This is a genomic window from Micromonospora sp. NPDC005215 (assembly GCF_040607915.1).
Lineage (GTDB): Bacteria > Actinomycetota > Actinomycetes > Mycobacteriales > Micromonosporaceae > Micromonospora.
The window spans coordinates 140467-160156 of record NZ_JBEXHQ010000001.1; the positions used below are offsets into that span (position 1 = coordinate 140467).

Genomic DNA, 19690 nt, shown 5'->3' on the forward strand with positions numbered 1-19690 from the left:
GTCAGGTAGGCTGGACGGCATGGAGGACCTACGGGACGACCGCGACTCCTGGTCGAGTGAGAACTGCTCGGTGGCCCGGGCGATGGACATCGTGGGCAGCAGGTCAACGGTCCTGATCATGCGCGAGGCCCTGCTCGGCACGCGTCGCTTCGACGACTTCGTCCGCCGGGTCGGCGTCGGCGAACCCGCCATGGCCGCCCGGCTCAAGGACATGGTCGCCGCCGACCTGCTCGAACGGATCCCGTACCGGGAGCCGGGCCAGCGCACCCGCCACGAGTACCAGCTCACCCGCAAGGGCCGCGAACTCCTGCCCGTCATCACCGCACTGCGCAACTGGGGCGACACCTGGGCCGCCGACGACGCCGGCCCGTCCATCGTCGCCACCCACCACGACTGCGGCCAACCGGTCCGCGCGGTGCTCCGCTGCGCGGCCGGCCACGAGATGGCGGACGGCGACATCGACATCGCCGCCGGTCCGGGCCTCATCCGGCGCGACTGACCAGCAGTGCCACCGGCGGCTCCGCGCCACCGGCGGCTCCGCGTCACAGGCGGCTCTGCGTCACCGGCGGCTCTGCGTCACCGGCCCCGTGGCGTCCTTGGCAGCGTTCCTCGCCTGACGGGCGGCCTTGAGCCAGAGCGGCACGGCCAGCCGGGTGCTCAGGCCGCGGCACAGCCTTGCGAAATCGACGCTGGGCACCGCCGAATCGATCGATCATGACAACTGAAAAGTGTCGTACGTCTGTTCTAGTCTCGGGTCATGGTTGAGGAGTTGGCGCAGGCAGAAGCCGCGGTCGCGGCCTGCGCTGACACGGCTTCCTGGGCTCTGGCCGAGCACGATCTCGTCACCGCTCTCGACGCCGCGCACCGTCTGGAGCAGCGCCTCGCCGCGGTCAAGCTGACAGTGATCCGCGAGCTCGACGGCCGGGGCACACCCACCGCGCAGGGCGCGTCCTCCACCTCGGTCTGGCTCCGCGAACGGCTGCGGCTGACCGTGCCCGCCGCCCGCCGCCTCGTCGACCTCGCCGCCGCCCTCGACGCCGGCAATCCCGGCGTACGACAGGCACTCGCCAACGCGGACATCAGCCTGGATCAGGCCCGGGTCATCGCCGACACCGTCGACACCGTGCAGAACACCGCCGGGTCGGAGGCCGCCGACAAGGCAGTGGGTGTGCTGATCGAGTGGGCCGGGCAGTTCGACAGCACCCTGCTGCGCAAACTCGGCACCCGCATCCTCGACCACGTCGCCCCCGACATCGCCGACGCCGCCGCCCGAGCCGCCCTGGAAGCCGACGCCCGCCGCGCCACCCGCGACCGGCACCTCACTCTTTCCGAACAAACCGACGGGCGGCTCCGACTGACCGGCACCCTCGACGCCGAGACCGCCGGCCTGCTCCGCGCCGCCATCGACCCGCTCACCGCACCCGCAGGCCCCGACGACGCCCGCTCCCCCGGGCAACGCCGGCATGACGCCCTCACCGACGTCTGCCGGCTCGCTCTGCGCACTGGTGAGTTGCCCGAAAACGGCGGCGACCCCGCCCAGATCGTCGTCACCACCGGCTACGACGGGCTGACACGGCAGTTGACCGCCGGCGCCCTCGACATCGGCCAGCAGCTCACCGCCGAGACGGTGCGTCGGCTCGCCTGCGACGCCGCCGTGCTTCCTGCGGTTCTCGGCGGCGGCGGGCAGGTCCTTGACGTCGGTCGGCAACGCCGCCTCATCACCGGCCCGCTCCGCCGGGCGCTGGTGCTGCGCGACAGCGGCTGCGCCTTCCCCGGCTGCGACCGGCCACCACGCTGGTGCGACGCCCACCACATCCACCACTGGGCCGACGGCGGCACCACCAGCCTGGACAACGCCGTCCTGCTCTGCGGCCACCACCACCGTCACCTGCACCACAGCGACTGGACTGTGCAGCTGGCGGCCGACGGCCACCCTCAGTTCATCCCACCCGCCTGGCTCGACCCCGAACAGATCCCCCGCCGCAACCACTTCCACCGACGAACGTAGGCGCGGTCAGCCGACGCCGAGACGCTCGCGCCGGGCAGTACATCCGCACGTGGTTCCAGGCCGTGTCAGCTCTCGTCGCGCGCTTGGTGCGGCCGGTGGGCCTTGATCCACGCTTCCACGTCGGCGCGGTCGCAGACTCGCACCTTGCCGCTGGCCCGGACCGTCCTGCGCCGATGCCGGGAACTCGCCCCGGTCTGAGCAGGGCTGATGGGTGGCGGGCCGCCGGTCGACGGCCCGCCACAGTGCATCAGAGGACGATCTGGTGCACCCGGTCGTCCACGCCGCGTACCGCCAGCCAGGCACTGCCGTTGGCACCCGCGGCCGCCCCCGGTGCGCCGCGGAACGCGTCGGTGGCGAACTCACCACGCTGGAACCAGCCGCCCCAGGCACCATCGGTCAGGTTGCGCTGCCAGAGCCGGTTGTCGGCGGCCAGCGAGAACAGGTAGACCCGCCCGGCCGTGGCGAGCAACGTCGGGCTGCCGCTGGTGGTGCCGCCCAGGCTGGTCCAGGCCGACCAGGTGGTGCCGGTCCGGCTGCTCCACCACACCTCGTCGGTGCGGCTGCGCACCGCCACGTGCAGCACGCCCGCGTCGTCGACGACAGCGCTCGGCCGACCGTAGAACGGCCGGTTCTCCGGCGCGCCGATGCCCGCCCAGCCGGTGCTGGGCGTACGCGACCAGAGCTTGCCGTCGGCTCCGCGCGCCACCAGGGTCCACTGGGTCGGGCTGGTCCAGGCGACAGTGGGCGCGTCGGTCAGCGTGCCACCGAGGCTGCGCCACGGTCCCCACTGCCCGGCGGTGTAACTGCGCTGCCAGGCGGCGTTGTCGGTGCCCCGCACGAAGACGTCGAGCCGCCCACCGGCGGAGCCGTACGCGGCCGGCTGGCCGAGGATCCGGCCGCCGACCGGGCCGCCGAGCGAGGTCCACTGGGTCCCCCACGTCGCGCCGGAGCGCGTGTTGACCGCCAGCGCACCGGAGGCGTCACGGACGAAGGCGACGGCGTGCGTGTCGTCCACCCGGACCAGCGCGGGGCTGGCGCTGGCGGTGCCGCCGAGGCTGGCGCCGGCGGCCTGGTCGGTGCCGGTCAGACCGAGCATCGCCACCCCGTGCGCCGGCACCTCGACGGTGTACGAGCCGGTGAACGGTTGGACACCGGCGGTGCCGGGCTGGGCGTCCACGTCAGCGCGGGACCACAGGTCACGGACGCGCACCGACTCGCCGAGCGCGACGTCGGCGAAGGTCACAGTGATCTGCTGGGCGGTGTCGTGCCGGTTGAGCAGCGCGACGGCCCGCTTGCCGGAGCCGGTGAGCACCTTGCTCCAGACCTGCGCGTCGGTGCCGGTGTCGGCGACCTTGACACCCTGTCGGACCAGCGGGTCCTGGTCCACCGCGACGATCTCCGGGTTGGTCAACGCCGAGATCATCTCCGCTGGCAGGCCGCGCGGGTCGGAGCCGATCACCAGCGGCGCGGCCATGATGGCCCACATGCCGAGCTGCGTCTTGGACTCCTCCAGGCTCAGCTCGTACCCACCGTCGGGCAGTGGGCGCATCGGCAGCAGGTAGTCCGGGTCGTTGTAGTGCCCCGGCCCGGTGGCCGCCGGGTGGTACGCGTTGACGTCCATGTTGCGCAGCACCCACGGGTACGCCCACTGCGGGCTCGGGTCGGTGAGACCCACGTCGGTGTACGTCCGCCAGGAGTCGGCGATGGTGGGCGCGTACGTGTAGCTCCAGGTGGAGAGCTGTTCCGAAGTGTACGGGCCGCCGCCCCAGTCGGAGCTGACCGGGTTGCAGATGTTGAGCAGCATCGGACGGGGTGACTGGCGTACCGCCTCGGCCAGTTCCCGGAAGGTGGCCTCCGGGTCGAGGCCGGCGGCCCGGCCGCAGAGCCAGTCGGCCTTGAGCGCGTCGAAGCCCCAGCCGGCGAACTGGGCGATGTCGGCCTGGTAGTGGCCATTGCTGCCCAACCCGCACTGGCCCGGCAGGTACGGCCCGGCGTCGGTGTAGATGCCGGCCTTCATGCCCCTGCTGTGGATGTACGCGGCCAGCGCGGCCATCCCGCCGGGGAAGCGGGCGGGGTCGGCGACGAGTTGGCCGGCCTCGTTACGCGGGGTGGGCGCGGCCCAGTTGCCGTCGATCCAGACGTAGGTGTAGCCGGCGTCGCGCAGGCCACTGTGGACCATGTGGTCGGTGACCGACCTGACTTCGGCCTCGGTGGGATCGCCACCGAGGCCGAAGTAGGTGTTCCAGCCCTGGTAGGGCGTCGGTGCGAGCCCACTGTTGAAGAACGTGGGCGCGCCCTGGTCCTCGGCGCCGGTGCCGGCCGGGGCGTGGCCGGGACGGCCAGGCCCGTGACCGGGCTGCGCCGGGACGGCGTGGGGCTTGCCGGGCTGCGCCGGGACGGCTTGGGGCTTGCCGGGCTGCGATGGGCCAGCCGGTGGCGGGCCGGCCATGGCCGGCGCGGGGCTGGCCAGGCCCAGGCCGAGCACGGCCAGGGCAGCGGTCAGCTGTCGGTTCAGGCGCATGGGGGTACTCCTGTCCCTCGGGGGTGGGGGTGGTGGTGCTCCGGCCTCAGTCGCGGGTCAGCACGATGAGGTCGGCGTCGTGGGTCGCGCTCCACTGCACGGGCAGGCCGACCGCGCCGAGGTGGCTGCCGGAGTAGTGGCGGTCGCCGTGGGAGTAGCGGGCCGCCGGGTCGAGGCCGCGCAGGGGCAGCCGGACCGGGCGGGACGGGAGCAGGCCGGTCCCGTCGAGCCGGCCGGTGTGCCAGGCCAGGACGACCACCCGGCGCTGGTCGGGAGCCGTGTACTGCACGGCGCAGCGGGCCTGGTCGGGGCCGCCGATCAGGTGCACCTCGCCGCCTGTGACGACGTCCCGGATCTCCTTGTAGCGGGCGATCCAGTCGGCCGCCTCGGCCCGCTCGGCGGGGGTCCAGGCCCGGATGTCCGCGCCGACGCCGAGAACGCCGGCCATCGCGAGGACGAACCGGAACGCCAGCGAGCGGGGGCGGCTGTCGAACAGGCCGGGCGCGTCGGTGACCCAGGAGCTGAGCAGGTGTGGGGCGTTGGCGTGCAGGAAGCCGTACTGGATGGCCAGCCGGTCCAGTGGGCCGGTGTTGTCGCTGGGCCAGAAGACGTCGGCGCGGGCGGCCATCGCCAGGTCGGTGCGCCCGCCGCCGCCGGCACACGCCTCGATCAGCACGCCGGGGTGGTCCCGGCGCAGCCGCTCGTAGATCCGGTGCAGGTTGGCGACGTGCGCGCCGTCCAGGTCGAGCGGGCCGACCCCACCGGGCCGACCCGGTTCGGTACGCGGCCGGTTGAAGTCCCACTTCAGGTAGTCGATGTCGTACCGGCGCAGCAGACCATCCACTGTGGAGTGGACGAACTCGGCGACCTCCGGCCGGCCCAGGTCGAGCAGGTACTGGTTGCGGACCGGGGTGAGCGGCCGGCCGTCGACGGCGTAGACCCAGTCCGGGTGCTCGGCGTACAGGGTCGACTTCGGGTTGACGCACTCCGGCTCGACCCAGAGGCCGAAGTTCAGCCCGAGTGCGCGGACGTCGGCGATGAACGCGTCGAACCCGGCCGGGAACTTCGCCGGGTCGGGCGTCCAGTCACCCAGCCCGGCGGTGTCGTCGTCGCGACCGACGAACCAGCCGTCGTCCACAACGAACGTCTCCACGCCCAACTCGGCGGCGATCCGGGCGAGCGCCAGCTGGCTCTGCGCCTCGACGGCGAAGTAGGTGGCCTCCCAGGAGTTGTAGAGCACCGGGCGCGGGGTGAGCCGGTCGGCGGCGAGCAACCGCTGGTGGGTGTGCCAGACCCGGGCCAGCCCGTCCAGGCCCTCCGGGCTGTACGCGCCGGTGACCACCGGCAGGGTCAGCCGGTCGCCGGGGGCCAGGTCCAACGGGCCGTCGACAAGCTGACGGCCGGCCCGCACCCGGGTCAACCCGCCGGTGTCCCGTTCGGCGCTGATCTCCCACGAACCGGTCCAGGCCAACGCCATCCCCCAGGCCGCGCCGGCCGGGTCGGCGGTGTCCCGCACGGCCAACCAGGGCACGTGCAGATGCCCGGGTACGCCCTGGGAGCTGCCGATGCTGAACGTGCCGTGGCCCAGCTCGACGTGGGCGAGCTGGAACTCCTGCGCCCACTGCCCCCACTGGTGGCTGAGCAGCGCGCCGTGTGGCGTCGGTACGCAGAACCCGCCCGATCCGGCCCGGACCACCCGCAGCGGGCCGGCGCCGTCGTTGCTCAGCTCGACCCACCGCTGCACCACGTCGGTGCCGGTGGGCACCAGGTAGTGCACTGTGGCACGCAGCCCGGTCACCGGGTCGGCGAATCCGACGGCCAGCTCCCGCTGGTCGGCGTCGATCCGCGCCTCGGTGTGCAGGAAGCCGACCCGGCGCTGCCCGTCCGAGGTCTCCACCACCAGATCCGCACCGGTGAACGGGCGGTCGGCGTCGGTGGCGTACTCGATGGGGGCGGCGTCCCCGGCGGTGAGGAACGGCACCGGGCCGTCGTAGGCGACCGGTGAGGGCCCGTCGGAGACGCCGTGCGGGCCCCACGCGACAAGTTCCAGCCAGCGGCCGTGCGTCGGCACCGTCACTGTGTACTCGGTGTGCGTGCCGCGCAGCGTCCAGCGCTGCCCGGTCCCGGCGGTCACTTGACCGCTCCGAGCGCCAGGCCGGAGACGAAGTGCCGTTGGAAGCGCAGGAAGACCGCGACGGTGGGGACGGCCGCGATGACAGTGCCGGCGGCGATGACGTTCCAGGACGACACGAACTGCCCCTGGAGGCCGAGCAGCGCCGGGGTGACCGGCATGTTGTCGTCGGTCCGCAGCACGGTGATCGCCCAAAGCAGGTCGTTGAAGATCCAGGTGAAGGACAACGCGCCGAGAGCGGCCAGCGCGGGGCGGGTCAGCGGCAGCATCACCTTCGTGAAGATCTGCCCCGTGCCGGCGCCGTCGATGGTGGCCGCCTCCTGGATCTCGCCCGGCAGGTCCCGCATGAAGCCGTGCAGCACGAAGGTGTAGAAGCCGAGCCCGAAGCCGACCTGCACCGCGATCAACGCCCAGAGCGTGTCGTACAGGCCGGTCAGCTCGCTGAACTTGGCCACCGGGATGAGCAGGATCTGCGGTGGCAGCAGGTTGCCGGCGAGCATCAGCAGCAGGATCGTGCGCCGGCCCGGGATCCGGAAGCGGCTCAGCGCGAACGCTGCCATCGCCGCGAGCCCGAGGCTCAACGCCACCGACGGGACGGTGACCAGCATGCTGTTGATCAAGGCGCGCAGCTCGCCGCCGTCGGTCCACGCCTGCCGGTAGGTGTCAAGCGTGAACGACCGGGGCAGGCTGCCCACGCCGTGCGCGGCGATGTCGTCGAACGACCGGGTGGACATCACCACGACCCAGATCACCGGCCCGAGCCAGAGCAGCGAGAGCAGGATCATGCCGGTGTGGAAGGCCCCGGTACGGAGCTTGTTCATCAGGCTTCCTCCCGGAACGCGCGGACCAGGTAGCCGAGGATGACGGCCAGCGCGAGCACGAAGATCACGACGGCGATGGCCGAGGCGTAGCCCAGCCGCAGGCTCTGGAACGCTGTCGAGTACATGTAGGTGCTGAGCAGCTCCGACGAGTGGTACGGGCCGCCCCTGGTCAGCGACCAGACGATGTCGAACGAGCGCAGCGAGTCGATCACGATGACCGACAGCACCACGGCGTTGACCCCCTTGAGCTGGGGAATCGTGACGTGCCGCAGCCGCTGCCAGGAGTTGGCGCCGTCCATCCGGGCCGCCTCGTGCAGCGCCGGGTCGATCGCCTTCAACCCGGCCAGGAACAGCACCATCACGTAGCCGATCTGCCGCCACAGCGCGGGCAGGATCACCGCGTACAGGGCGGTCTGCGGGTCGGCGAGCCAGGGCCGGATCAGGCTCTCCAGCCCGACGGCCCGCAGCAGCGTGTCGGCGATGCCGTCGGGCTGGTAGAACACCCGCCAGACCAGCGCGGTCACCACCAGCGAGAACACCACAGGGGTGAACAGCGCGGCCCGGTAGAAGCCGACCCCCCGCCGTTCCTTCTGCAGGACCAGCGCCATGCCGAAGCCGCCCAGCACGGAGAGGCCACCGAAGAGCACCAGCCAGATCACCGTGTTGACGAGCGCGCCGCGGAAGGTGGCGTCACCGGCCAGCTCGACGTAGTTGTCGGTGCCGACGAAGGCCGGCGACGACATCCCGTCCCAGCGGGTGAGCGAGAACCAGAAGCCCTGGAGCGCCGGCCAGAACACCCAGATGCTCTCGACCGCGAACGGCACCAGGACGAACGCCACAAGCAGCGGCGACAGTCGAGCCGACCGTCGCCGCCGCCGGGTGGGGGTGACCGAGGTCGTGGAGATCGTTGCTGTCACGTCAGCCCTTGAAGACCTTCTCGGCGCCGGCCTGCCACTCCCGCAGGATCGCGTCGATCTGGTCCGGCTTGTCGATGAACTTGGTAAGTGCGGTGTCCGCGGTCGGCTGGAGTGCGTCGCTGGAGTCGCGGTTGAAGAACTGGGTCAGCTCCTTGGCCTCGTCGAGCATCGCCTTGCCCTTGACCACCAGCGGCGAGTCGGACGCCTTGGCCTTCGGGTTGGCCGGCAGCACGATGCCGGAGCTGGCCTTGACGTACGCCTCCTGGGCCTCGACCCCGGAGAGGTAGCTGAGCAGGGCCCTGGTGCCGGTCGGGTTGGCGGTCTTCGCGCTGGCGAAGAAGCCGTCCGTGGGGGCCTCCTCGGCCAACGGCACCGCCGGGTCGATGATCGGGAACCGGAAGAAGTCCAGGTCACCGAGGGCGTCCTTGGGTGCGGCGTCGGCGAAGAACGTGCCGATCAGGAACATGCCGGTCTTGCCGGCCAGCAGCGCGGTGGTCGCCTCCTGGAACGGGTACGCCTTGCCCTTGGGGTCGAAGTAGGGCAGGGCCTCGCGCCAGCGGGTGAAGACCGCCTTGACCTTCGGGTCGTCGAAGCGCTGCTTGCCCGCGAGCAGTTCGCGGTGGAACGGCGCGCCGTTGATCCGGATGTTGAGGTAGTCGAACCAGGCCGAGGCGACCCACGGGGTGTCGCCGAGACCGATGCCGATGGGCGGAACGCCCTTGCTCTTCAGCGTCTCGCAGACCGCCAGGAACTCGGTCCAGGTCTTCGGCTCCTGCACGCCCCACTTGGCGAAGTTGGACTTGCGGTAGAAGAAGCCCCACCAGTAGTTGTTCATCGGCACGAAGACCTGCTTGCCGCTGGCGTCGGTGGAGAGGGTGCGCAGCGACTGGGGGTAGTCGCCAAGCGACTTCCACACGTCGGAGACGTCCAGCAGCAGGTTCTTGCTGGCGTAGTCGTTGGCGACCGAGCCCGCGTACCAGGTGTAGAGGTCCGGCGGGTTCGCCGAGGTCAGGTACGTCGGCAGTTGGGTCCGGAAGGTCTCCGAGGCGATCGTGTTGAGGCTCGCCCTGCCCTTGCCCTGCCCGTTGAAGGTCTCGATCAGCTTCTCCATCGCGGCCTTGGCCTGCGGCGAGGAGAGGTTGGACTGGATGGTGACCGCGCCCGAGCCGTTGCTCGTCGTCGGTCCGCTGGCAGAGCTGGCGCATGCGCTGAGGAACGAGCTGGCGCCGATGGCACCCAGGCCGGCGAGCCCGAGATGGCCAAGGAATCGCCGGCGACCGCTGTCGAAGTCGCTCACGGAGGTGTCCCTTCCTCTACGACACGTAGCGTTACCGCGCAGTGTGTCGTCCATGTGAATGCTGTGCCGAGAAGGTTGCATCGGACGTCGCCGGCTGTCAAGATATCTTCGTAATTAATGATTAGTTGAGATCAAGACGAGGGTCAGGTGGATCAGCTTATGCGCCGGCTTGAAGGCATGAACGCGCTGGTCACCGGTGCGATGGGCGGGATCGGCGCCGCCACGGCCCGGCGGCTCGCCGCCGAGGGCGCGGCCGTCGCGCTGCTCGACGTCCACGACCCGACCCCGCTGGCCGACGAACTGACCGCTCACGGCGGACGAGCACTGTCCGTAGTGGCCGATGTCAGTGAGGAGAGCGACTGGACGGCTGCGGTGTCCGCCGCACGCGCCAGCCTCGGCCCGATCGACATCCTGGTCAGCACCGCGTACTCCGTGCGGGTCGCCCCCGCCCACGAAACCAGTCGGCAATCCTGGGACCAGCAGCTCGGCGTCAGCCTCACCGGCGCGTTCCTCGGCGTCCGCGCCTGCCTGGACGACCTGCGGGCCCGCTCCGGCGCGGTGGTGCTGATCTCCTCGGTGCACGCGCTGGTCGGGTTACCGGGCCGCCCCGCGTACGCCGCGGCCAAGGGCGGCCTGGTCGCGCTCGGCCGCCAACTCGCCGTGGAGTACGGCCCACAGGTGCGGGTCAACACCGTGCTGCCCGGCCCGATCCTCACCGCCGCCTGGGCCGACGTGTCCGAAGAGGACCGCGAGCGCAGCGTCGCCGAGACGGTGGCGAAACGCTTCGGCACCCCGGACGAGGTGGCCGCGACTGTCGCCTTCCTCGCCTCACCGGACGCCGCCTACATCACCGGCGCGAGCCTCGTGGTGGACGGTGGCTGGACAGCGGTGAAAGCCTCGGCCTGAGAGATCGATCCGACAAGCGAAAAGGCCAGGAGCATTGGCACAGTACGCACGCCGCGGCGTCCACGGGCAGACCGTCGAAGCGATCGCCCGTCGCATCCTCACCGGTGAGATCCCTGCCGGCGCGACACTGAACATCGTCGCCCTTCAGGAGGAGTTCGACGTCAGCCTGACCGCGCTCCGCGAGGCGCTGAAGGTCCTCTCGGCCAAGGGCATCGTCGACGCCCGGCAGAAACGCGGCACGTTCGTCCGGCCGCGCGCCGACTGGAACCTGCTCGACGGCGACGTGATCCGCTGGCAGTTCGCCGAGGGCCCCGACGAGCGCCTGCTCGAGAAGCTGCACGAGGTGCGCGCGATCATCGAGCCGGCCGCCGCACGGCTGGCCGCCACCCGGGCGACCGAGGACGACCTGGCCGCCCTCGACCAGGCGCTGGCCGAGATGGCCGAGGCCGACGGTGATCCCGCCGCCGCCGTCGCCGCCGACCTCGCCTTCCACCGCGCGCTGCTCACCGCCACGCACAACGAGCTGCTGGAACGGATGGAGGTGGTGATGGAGACCGGACTCGCCGAACGGGACCGCCTGGTGCACGGCGGCGCCGCGCACGACGACCCGGTGCCCAGCCACCGTGCCGTCGTCGACGCGCTGCGCGAGCGGAACGAGACGGCGGCCGAGACCGCCATGCGTGAGTTGCTGGACAAGGCCGTCCGCGACGTCGAGAAGGCACGGGGACGAAGGGGCAGTCAGTGAAGATCGAGCGCATCGAGACCTTCCTGGTCGCGCCACGGTGGTTGTTCTGCCGGGTGGAGACCGACGACGGGCTGGTCGGATGGGGTGAACCGGTGGTGGAGGGGCGCGCCGAAGTGGTGCGCAGTGCCGTCGAGGTGCTCGCCGAATACCTGATCGGCGCCGATCCGCTGCGGATCGAGCAGCACTGGCAGGTGCTCACCAAGGGCGGCTTCTACCGCGGCGGCCCGATCCTCTCCAGCGCGGTCGCCGGCCTCGACCAGGCACTCTGGGACATCGCCGGGCAGGCGTACGGCGCGCCGGTGCACGCCCTCCTCGGCGGGCCGGTGCGCGAGAAGGTGCGGATCTACTCCTGGATCGGCGGGGACGAGCCCGGCGAGGTCGCCGACGCCGCCGCCGCGCAGGTCGCCGCCGGCCTCACCGGCGTCAAGATGAACGCGTGCGGGCGACTCTCCCCCATTCCCACCTCCGCCGAGGTGGACGAGGTGATCGGCCGGGTCGCCGCCGCCCGCGAGGTGCTCGGCCCCGACCGGGACATCGCGCTGGACTTCCACGGTCGGGCCGGGCTGGCCGCGGTACGCCGGATCCTGCCCGAACTGGCACCCCTGCGCCCGTTCTTCGTGGAGGAGCCGGTCCTGCCCGACCAGGCCCACCACCTGCGCGACATCGTCGCCAGCACCCCGATCCCGGTGGCCACCGGCGAGCGGCTCTACGGCCGCTCCGAGTTTCTCGGCCCGTTGCAGGCCGGCGTCACAGTGGTCCAGCCAGACCTGTCGCACGCCGGCGGGATCTCCGAGGTCCGCCGGATCGCCGCGCTGGCCGAGACGTACGGCGCGCTGCTCGCCCCGCACTGCCCGCTCGGCCCGATCTCCCTGGCGGCCAGCCTCCAGGTGGCCTTCGCGACGCCGAACTTCCTGATCCAGGAGCAGAGCATCGGCATCCACTACAACGTCGGCTCCGAGTTGCTGGACTACCTGGTCGACCCGGAACCGTTCCGGTTCGTGGACGGGCACATCGCCCGCCTCGACCGACCCGGCCTGGGCATCACTGTGGACGAGGCGGCCGTCCGCAAGGCGGCGCAGACACCGCACACCTGGCGTAACCCGGTCTGGCAGCACGCCGACGGGTCGTTCGCGGAATGGTGACCGGCGCGACGCCGGTGCCGCTGCAGGTGGCCTACGACGCGGCGCACGGCGGCCGGTGGACCAGCCTGCACGGTGGCGGCCGGGAGTGGCTCTGGCGCGGCCCGGAACCCGGCCGGCACGAGGTACGCCCCGACGACGCGTTCGTCGACGCCGGCGGGCTGGAGGAGTGCCTACCCACAGTGCGCGGCGAGCCCGACCACGGGGAGATGTGGTCACGCCCCTGGCGCAGCGCCGGCCCCGGCACGCTTGTCATCCAGCGCCCGACGTTCGTGCTGACCCGCCGGATCAGCGACGACGGCGGCGTGGTGGTGGCCGACTACCGGCTGGCCGCCGACCCCGGCCACCGGTTCGTCTGGGCCGCGCACGCCCTGCTCGACCTCTCCCCCGCAGCCCACCTCGACGCGCCCGCCGGCACGCCCACCCGGCTGCACCCGGAGGCCGCCGCGCTCCTGCCGCCGGGCACCTGGCCCACCGACGCCCCGTGGCTCACCGGGGAGTGGCCGGCCCCCGCCGGGCTGACGCTGGACACCCTCGGCCCGGACGACGGGACCGCGCTCGGCGCGGTGCTGCTCGACTGCCCCCGGGTCCAGGTGACCGACGGCGTCGACCGGCTGACCCTGGAGCTGGAGTGCGCGGGCCAGCCCCGCAGCACCGCCCTCTGGCGCAACCTGGGCGGCTGGCCGGCCGACCGCCCCTACCGCAGCGTCGGCGTCGAACCGATGCTCGGCGCGGCCTTCGACCTGACCGATGCCGGCCCCGCCGACGTGGCGGTCGTTCCGCCCGCTGGCGAGGTCAGCTGGCGACTCACCATCTCCGCCCACCGCATCCACTGAGGACACCCGCGATGAACCTGCTCGACGAGCTGCGTACCCACCGGCTGCTGGCCATCGTGCGCGGCCCGGACCCGGCCGCCGCGCTGACCGCCGTACTCACCCTGGCCGAGAGTGGCGTCGCCCTGGTCGAGGTCTCCCTGACCAGCGCCGACGCGCTCGGCACCATCCGCCGGGCTCGGGCCGCCCTCGGGGCGGACTACGCCCTGGGCGCGGGCACCGTGCTCACCGCCGAGGACGCCCGCGCCGCAGCCGACGCGGGCGCCGGCTTCCTGGTCACCCCGGCGTTCGCGCCGAGCCTCGCCGAGGGTGGCCGGCTCGGGCTGCCGGTGCTCGCCGGAGCGCTCACCCCCACCGAGGTGGTGCAGGCCAGCGGTGCCGGGGCCACCGCCGTCAAGCTCTTCCCGGCCTCCCTCGGCGGACCCGACTACCTCGGCGCGTTGCGGGACCCGTTCCCCGGCACCGCGTTCGTGCCGGTCGGTGGGGTCGACGCGGACGGCGCGCGGCGTTACCTCGACCGGGGCGCGGTCGCGGTGGGCGTCGGCTCCCCACTGCTCGGGGACGCCGTCCGCGGCGGCGACCTGTCGGCGCTACGCGAACGCGCGGCCAGCTTCCGCACGGCGGTCCAGCGGTGACCGACCTGCTCACGCTCGGCGAGACGATGGCGGCTTTTCGCAGCAGCGGCCCGCTGCGGCTGGGCGGCACCGCCGGGATCTCCGTCGCCGGGGCCGAGTCGACGGTGGCCATCGGGCTGGCCCGGCTCGGCCACCGGGCCGCCTGGGTCGGGGTCACCGGCGCCGACGAGCCCGGCGAGCTGGTCCGCCGTACGCTGCGCGCCGAGGGTGTCGACCTGACCTGGTCCCGGATCGACCCGAGCGCGCCCACCGGGCTGATCGTCTTCGAGAACCGGGTCGCCGACATCAACCGGGTCACCTACCACCGCGCGGGTTCCGCGGGCTCCCGGCTGCGCCCGGCCGACGTGACCCGTGCCTTCGACGCGCCCGGGTCGCCGCCCCGGCTGCTGCACGTCACCGGCATCACCTGCGCGCTGGGCGTCGAGCCGTACCAGGCGGTGATGACGGCGGTACGGCGCGCCCGCGCCGCCGGCACCACCGTCTGCCTGGACGTCAACCACCGGCAACGGCTCTGGTCGGTCGCCGAGGCGGCCGACGCGTTGCGACCGCTGCTGCCCTCGATCGATCTTGTGGTCGCCTCCGACGACGAGTTGGCCGTGCTGACCGACGCGTCCGACCCGGTCGCGGCGCTGCTCTCGGCCGGCGTGGCCGAGGTCGTGGTCAAGCACGGCGCCGACGGGGCGACAAGCCACCGCACGACCGGCACTGTGCACCGTCCGGCCCGTACCGTGCCGGTGGTGGACACCGTCGGCGCGGGCGACGCGTTCGTGGCCGGGCTGCTCTCCGGCTGGCTCGACGGTGCCGACGCGCCGGCTCGGCTGGACCGGGCGGTGACCACCGGCGCGTTCGCGGTGGCCACCCGGGGCGACTGGGAGGGCCTGCCCGACCGAGCCGAGCTGACGCTGCTCGACCACGGCCCGGGCGGTACGGTCCGCTGACGATCCTCTGGAGGAGCACCATGGAGCTGACCGAACCGACCGTCTGGAGCACCGACCGGCTGGAGCTGGGCGAAGGGCTGCGCTGGGTCGACGACCGCCTGGTCCTCGTCGACCTGCTGGCCGGCCGACTGCTGGAGACCGGCGGCGACGCACCGGGTCCACTGCGGGAGGTGCGCCACCTCGACGTTCCGCTCGGCGCGGTCGCCCCGGTGGCCGACCGACCCGGCGATTGGCTGGCCGCCGCCGGGACCGGCATCACAGTGCTGCCCGCCGGCGGCGACCCCCGACCGGTCGCCGACCTGGTCGGTGACGCACCCGAGCCGACCCGGATGAACGACGCGGTCGCCGACCCGCACGGCCACTTCTGGGCCGGCAGCATGACGTACGCGATGGTGCCTGGCGGGGGCACGCTGTTCCGCCTCACCCCGGGCGCCGAGCCGGTCCCCGCGGTGACCGGGCTGACCATCCCGAACGGGCCGGCGTTCGACGCCGCCGGCACCACCATGTACCTGGCCGACACACCGCGCGGCGAGATCGATAGGTTCACCGTCGACCCGGGCACCGGCGACCTGCACGGGCGGGAGCCGTTCCTGCGGCTCTCCCCCGACGACGGAGGTCCGGACGGCATGACTGTCGACGCTGCGGGCCACCTCTGGGTCGCGTTCTGGGGCGGCTCGGCGGTCCGCCGCTACCGGCCCGACGGCACCCTGGACCGGGAGATCCGGCTGCCGGCGAAGCAGCCCGCCGGCATCTGCCTGGGCGGCCCCGGCCTGCGCCGCCTCTTCATCGGCACCGCCCGGGTGGGGCTGACCACGCCCGGCCCGGAGGACGGAGCGCTGCTCGCGGTCGACGTCGAGGTCCCCGGCCTGCCCGCCGCGTACGCCGCCGCGCCGGTGAACTGACGCCTTCCCGGCTCGCGGACCGACGAGCCGCACCACGGCGAGGCATACCGGACGCCCGGGCGGGAATAGCCGTGTCGGAGAGCGGCAACGAACCGACAGGGGGCACGACGATGAGCACCGTGGGACGGGCGTCATGAACGGGCCGGTCGGCGACGAACCGGTTGGCGAGCTGGAGCTGGTGCACACCTTCACCGGACCGATGCCGACCGGAGTGAGCGTCTCGCACCGGGGGCGGATCTTCGTGAACTTCCCGAAATGGGGCGACGAGGTGCCGGCCACCGTCGTCGAGCTGCGCGACGGCCGGGAGGTGCCCTACCCCGACCAGGCGTGGAACGAACCGTCGGGCGACGACGACGCGGGCGCGTTCGTCTCGGTGCAGAGCATCGTGGTGGACCCGGCCGACCGGCTCTGGGTGCTGGACACCGGCAGCCCGATGTTCCAGCCCACGAAGCCGGGCGGCCCGAAGCTGGTCCGGGTCGACCTGGACACCGACACGGTCGCCCAGGTGATCACCTTTCCGGCGGACGTGGCGCTGCCGACGACGTACCTCAATGACGTCCGCTTCGACCTGCGGCGGGGCGAGGCGGGGGTCGCGTACATCACCGACTCGGCGGACTCCGGGCCGAACGGCATCATCGTGGTGGACCTGGCCAGTGGTGCTTCCTGGCGGCGGCTGCACGACCACCCGTCCACCAAGGCGGAGCCGCTGGCCACGTTCCGCCCGGTGGTCGAGGGCCGGCCGTTCCTCGAACGGCCGGCGGACGGGCCACCGAAGCCGGTGAGCATGGGCTCCGACGGCATCGCCATCTCGGCCGACGGCAGCCGGCTCTACTACTGCCCGCTGGCGTCGCGGCGCCTGCACAGCGTCTCCACCGAGGCGCTTGCCGACCCGGGCGTCACCCAGGAGGCGGTGGCCGCGACCGTCGTCGACGAGGGAGACCGGGGCACCGCCTCGGACGGGTTGGAGAGCGACGACGCGGGGCGGCTCTACCTCACCTCGTACGAGCACAACGCGGTGCTGCGCCGGCTGCCCGACGGCGACTACGAGACCCTGGTCCACGACCCGCGGCTGCTCTGGCCCGACACCATGTCGGTGGCCACCGACGGGTACCTCTACGTCACCGCCAACCAACTGCACCGGCAGGCGCAGTACCAGCGGGGCAAGGACCTGCGGCGCAAGCCGTACGCGCTGTTCCGCACCCGCATCGACGCCGGCCCGGTGCTACTGCGCTGAGCCAGGGACCCGCTCCACCGCTCCACCGCTCCACCATGATCAGGTGATGAGCCAGCGCCGTCAGGTCGTCGGCAGGGTGCGGTCCAGGAGGTCGAACAGGGCGACCCAGTGGCGCTCGGTGGCCTGCTCGTCGTAGGCCGGGGTGTCGGCCATGGTGAAGCCGTGGTGGGCGCCCTCGTAGACCTCGGAGCGGTAGCGCACCCCGGCGACGTCGAGCGTCTTCTCCAGCGTGGCGATCTGCTCGGGCGTCATCGACTGGTCGGCGTCGGCGTGCCCGAAGTACAGCTCGCCGCTGATCGAACCGACGCCCAGGTGCGGGCTGTCCGGCGCGTCCGTGACGATGCGGCCGCCGTGGAAGCTGGCGATCGCGGCGATCCGGTCCGGATACGCCTCGATCGCCCGCAACGCGTTCGTGCCGCCCATGCAGTAACCGGTGATCACCACCGGACCCGGCCGGACGTCGTCCCGCGCGGCCAGAAAATCGAGGTAGGCCTGGGTGTCCCGGCTGATCACGTCGGCGGTCAACGCGTGGATCAGCGGCATGGCCTTCTCGAAGAGAGCGGCGCGCCCGTCGGCCTCACCAAGGCGGGACAGGTCGAACAGCGGTGCCCGGCCGCCGCGGTAGAGCAGGTGGGGCGTCAGCACCAGGTAGCCCCGGGAGGCGATCCGCGCCGCCATCTCCACCAGGCGCGGGCGCGGCCCGATGGCGTCCATGAAGAGCAGCACCGCCGGGAACGGGCCGTTGCCGTCCGGTCGGGTCACTGACGCGTCCGCGACCCCGTCGTCGGTCGGGATGTCCACCGTCGTCGTCCGCATCGCGCCTCCTCGTACGAAAGTCCTTGATCGTCAAGAACGCTACTCGCCGGGCAGCCGGCCCGGTCCGACACCCGGGGACCGTCGATCCCTGGATAGGACGACCCTGGGTGGCGGTCGGCGACGGATCCAGGCTTGTCCGTGACCGATGAGGGACACCGCCGACCTGGGAGTCGTTGTGCTCGACCTGACCGTTCCGGATCTGACTGGAAAACTCGCTGTGGTGACCGGCGGAAGCGACGGCCTGGGCCTCGGCCTGGCCACCCGGCTGGCGCGTGCCGGCGCCGAGGTGGTGCTGCCGGTCCGCAACCCGGCCAAGGGGGCCGCCGCGCTGGAGGCCGTCCGGGCCGCCGCGCCGGACGCCGTCGTCTCCACGCGGGAGTTGGACCTCGCCTCGCTGGACTCGGTGGCCGCGCTGGCTGACACGCTGCTCGGCGAGGGTCGACCGATCCACCTTATGATCAACAACGCGGGTGTGATGACACCTCCCACCCGGCACACCACCGCCGAGGGCTTCGAGCTGCAACTCGGCACCAACCACCTCGGCCACTTCGCGCTGAACGGACGGCTACTGCCGCTGCTGCGGGCCGGCCACGCCCGGGTCACCACCATGTCGAGCAGCGCCGCCCGTTCGGGCCGGCTCGACTGGGACGACCTGCAGAGCAACCGCCGGTACGCGGCGATCCGGGCGTACAACACGTCCAAGCTGGCCACCCTGCACTTCGGGCTGGAACTCGACCGACGCAGTCGGGCCGGCGGCTGGGGCATCGTCAGCAACGTCGCCCATCCGGGCACCACAATGACCAACCTCTACGCGTCCGGCCCCAATCTGGGCCGCAACCGCCACTCGCCGCACCACGCGATCATGAGTCGGCTGGCCCGCTGGGGCGTCCTGGTGCACTCGGTGGACGCCGGGCTGCTCCCCGCCCTCTACGCGGCCACCAGCCCGCAGGCGCAGGGCGGCCGGTTCTACGGCCCGGACGGGCTGGGGCAGTTCACCGGCAAACCGACCGAGCTGGCCGTCTACCGCTCGGCGCGCGGCACCGAGGACGCCGCACGGCTGTGGATGGTTTCCGAGCGGCTGGTGGGCGTCAAGTTCTGAGCCGGAGGCGCCCCAGCGTGAACGCGGCGTCAAGAATTGGCGGTGGCCCGTCGAAACGGCGTATCGGCGGGCGCACCGCCGCCGCCCGGTGGTGACGATGGACCCATGAGTCCTTGGCGGATGACACGCTGGGAACGCGGAGACCTACCACCCGGCGCCGACAGCAACCTCGGCGAGCCCACCACCAGCGCAGACGGGCCGGAACGCCGGCACGAGGCGCTGGTCAGCGTCCGGCTCGGCCCGTCCGCGCCCGGCAGTCACCTGGTGGAGTACCTGCGGCACGAGCCCTGCGCCGTCGACGCGTGGTGGATCGCCGCCGACGTGGATGCCGTGGTGCGGCTCTCCGCCGACAGCATGAGCGTGCTGCACCGGGCCGTTGCCGACCTGCGCCGCCGCGCCGGGGTCGAGGTGGTCGTGGCCAACCACATCCTGCGCGCGCTCGACCTGACCCCGTCGGCAGAACCGCGTACTGGGCAGGACGCTCCGGCGTGGGCGGTGTCCGCCGCATGAGCGCCGACGCCGCGCTCGGTGGGACACCCCGGGACGTGACCATCCGGGTCGTCGGCAGCCCGGAACGCGGCCGGTTCGGTCGGTCGCGCGGCCACGTCACCAGGTACTGCGTGACGAGGGCGGCCGTGCCGGTCGTCGCGGTGCCCGCGCCGCCGTGGGCGCGGGCCGCGATGATCCGCCGCTTCGCGCACGACCTCGAACGTTTCAGCCGATGACCGCCCCTCGCGGTACAGGTGTG

Annotated in this window: 19 protein-coding genes; 13 read left to right on the forward strand and 6 right to left on the reverse strand. The window is 72.5% G+C overall.

Annotated features, from left to right (window positions below; translation table 11 throughout):
• The first annotated feature begins 19 nt into the window (after positions 1-19).
• Positions 20-499, forward strand: a complete 480-nt coding sequence (locus ABZU25_RS00720; RefSeq protein ID WP_355027202.1) for a helix-turn-helix domain-containing protein — start codon at positions 20-22, stop codon at positions 497-499.
• A 258-nt stretch (positions 500-757) separates the two neighbouring features.
• A complete protein-coding gene (locus ABZU25_RS00725; protein WP_355027203.1) occupies positions 758-2008 on the forward strand; it encodes a DUF222 domain-containing protein in 1251 nt (416 codons plus the stop codon).
• A gap of 247 nt (positions 2009-2255) precedes the next feature.
• Here ABZU25_RS00725 and ABZU25_RS00730 read toward each other — a convergent pair whose 3' ends face one another.
• Genes ABZU25_RS00730 through ABZU25_RS00750 form a run of 5 tightly spaced genes read right to left on the reverse strand, consistent with a single transcriptional unit; the run spans position 2256 to position 9695 of the window.
• Positions 2256-4529: a glycoside hydrolase family 27 protein gene (locus ABZU25_RS00730; protein ID WP_355027204.1), complete on the reverse strand. Its 2274-nt coding sequence runs from the start codon at positions 4527-4529 to the stop codon at positions 2256-2258.
• A 46-nt stretch (positions 4530-4575) separates the two neighbouring features.
• A complete protein-coding gene (locus tag ABZU25_RS00735; protein WP_355027205.1) occupies positions 4576-6663 on the reverse strand; it encodes an alpha-galactosidase in 2088 nt (695 codons plus the stop codon).
• Complete coding sequence (locus ABZU25_RS00740) at positions 6660-7481, reverse strand: carbohydrate ABC transporter permease (protein ID WP_355027206.1); 822 nt, start codon at positions 7479-7481, stop codon at positions 6660-6662. Before ABZU25_RS00740 ends, ABZU25_RS00735 begins: the two co-directional genes overlap by 4 nt.
• The gene (locus tag ABZU25_RS00745; RefSeq protein WP_355027207.1) at positions 7481-8398 is read right to left on the reverse strand and encodes a sugar ABC transporter permease; all 918 of its coding nucleotides are present in this window, start codon (positions 8396-8398) and stop codon (positions 7481-7483) included. The genes ABZU25_RS00740 and ABZU25_RS00745 overlap by 1 nt, the downstream gene beginning before the upstream one ends.
• A gap of 1 nt (position 8399) precedes the next feature.
• Positions 8400-9695 carry an extracellular solute-binding protein gene (locus ABZU25_RS00750; RefSeq protein WP_355027208.1) on the reverse strand — a complete coding sequence of 432 codons (1296 nt, stop codon included), beginning with the start codon at positions 9693-9695 and terminating at the stop codon, positions 8400-8402.
• 159 nt (positions 9696-9854) lie between these two features.
• Between ABZU25_RS00750 and ABZU25_RS00755 the strand changes: the two genes are divergently transcribed.
• The 8 genes from ABZU25_RS00755 to ABZU25_RS00790 all read left to right on the forward strand — a co-directional run bounded on the left by ABZU25_RS00755 (position 9855) and on the right by ABZU25_RS00790 (position 17027).
• Positions 9855-10601: an SDR family oxidoreductase gene (locus ABZU25_RS00755; protein WP_355027209.1), complete on the forward strand. Its 747-nt coding sequence runs from the start codon at positions 9855-9857 to the stop codon at positions 10599-10601.
• A 34-nt stretch (positions 10602-10635) separates the two neighbouring features.
• Positions 10636-11346 carry an FCD domain-containing protein gene (locus tag ABZU25_RS00760; protein WP_355027210.1) on the forward strand — a complete coding sequence of 237 codons (711 nt, stop codon included), beginning with the start codon at positions 10636-10638 and terminating at the stop codon, positions 11344-11346.
• Entirely contained in the window at positions 11343-12488 is a 1146-nt protein-coding gene (gene dgoD / locus ABZU25_RS00765; RefSeq protein ID WP_355027211.1) for a galactonate dehydratase, read from the forward strand. The genes ABZU25_RS00760 and dgoD overlap by 4 nt, the downstream gene beginning before the upstream one ends.
• Positions 12482-13321, forward strand: a complete 840-nt coding sequence (locus ABZU25_RS00770) for a hypothetical protein (RefSeq protein WP_355027212.1) — start codon at positions 12482-12484, stop codon at positions 13319-13321. Before dgoD ends, ABZU25_RS00770 begins: the two co-directional genes overlap by 7 nt.
• 11 nt (positions 13322-13332) lie before the next feature.
• Positions 13333-13953: a bifunctional 4-hydroxy-2-oxoglutarate aldolase/2-dehydro-3-deoxy-phosphogluconate aldolase gene (locus tag ABZU25_RS00775; protein ID WP_355027213.1), complete on the forward strand. Its 621-nt coding sequence runs from the start codon at positions 13333-13335 to the stop codon at positions 13951-13953.
• Positions 13950-14891: a sugar kinase gene (locus tag ABZU25_RS00780; protein WP_355027214.1), complete on the forward strand. Its 942-nt coding sequence runs from the start codon at positions 13950-13952 to the stop codon at positions 14889-14891. The genes ABZU25_RS00775 and ABZU25_RS00780 overlap by 4 nt, the downstream gene beginning before the upstream one ends.
• Positions 14892-14911: 20 nt before the next feature.
• On the forward strand, positions 14912-15793 hold the full coding sequence (locus ABZU25_RS00785; protein WP_355027215.1) for an SMP-30/gluconolactonase/LRE family protein: 882 nt from the start codon (positions 14912-14914) through the stop codon (positions 15791-15793).
• 133 nt (positions 15794-15926) lie between these two features.
• The gene (locus ABZU25_RS00790; protein WP_355027216.1) at positions 15927-17027 is read left to right on the forward strand and encodes an L-dopachrome tautomerase-related protein; all 1101 of its coding nucleotides are present in this window, start codon (positions 15927-15929) and stop codon (positions 17025-17027) included.
• Positions 17028-17087: 60 nt separating this feature from the next.
• On the opposite strand, the gene ABZU25_RS00795 is transcribed toward ABZU25_RS00790, so the two are convergent.
• On the reverse strand, positions 17088-17843 hold the full coding sequence (locus ABZU25_RS00795) for a dienelactone hydrolase family protein (RefSeq protein WP_355027217.1): 756 nt from the start codon (positions 17841-17843) through the stop codon (positions 17088-17090).
• A gap of 145 nt (positions 17844-17988) precedes the next feature.
• Between ABZU25_RS00795 and ABZU25_RS00800 the strand changes: the two genes are divergently transcribed.
• The 3 genes from ABZU25_RS00800 to ABZU25_RS00810 all read left to right on the forward strand — a co-directional run bounded on the left by ABZU25_RS00800 (position 17989) and on the right by ABZU25_RS00810 (position 19667).
• Positions 17989-18942 (forward strand): SDR family oxidoreductase, encoded by a 954-nt coding sequence (locus ABZU25_RS00800; protein WP_355027218.1) that lies wholly within the window; start codon positions 17989-17991, stop codon positions 18940-18942.
• A gap of 105 nt (positions 18943-19047) precedes the next feature.
• The gene (locus ABZU25_RS00805) at positions 19048-19452 is read left to right on the forward strand and encodes a hypothetical protein (protein ID WP_355027219.1); all 405 of its coding nucleotides are present in this window, start codon (positions 19048-19050) and stop codon (positions 19450-19452) included.
• On the forward strand, positions 19449-19667 hold the full coding sequence (locus tag ABZU25_RS00810) for a hypothetical protein (protein ID WP_355027220.1): 219 nt from the start codon (positions 19449-19451) through the stop codon (positions 19665-19667). Before ABZU25_RS00805 ends, ABZU25_RS00810 begins: the two co-directional genes overlap by 4 nt.
• The last annotated feature ends 23 nt before the right edge of the window (positions 19668-19690 follow it).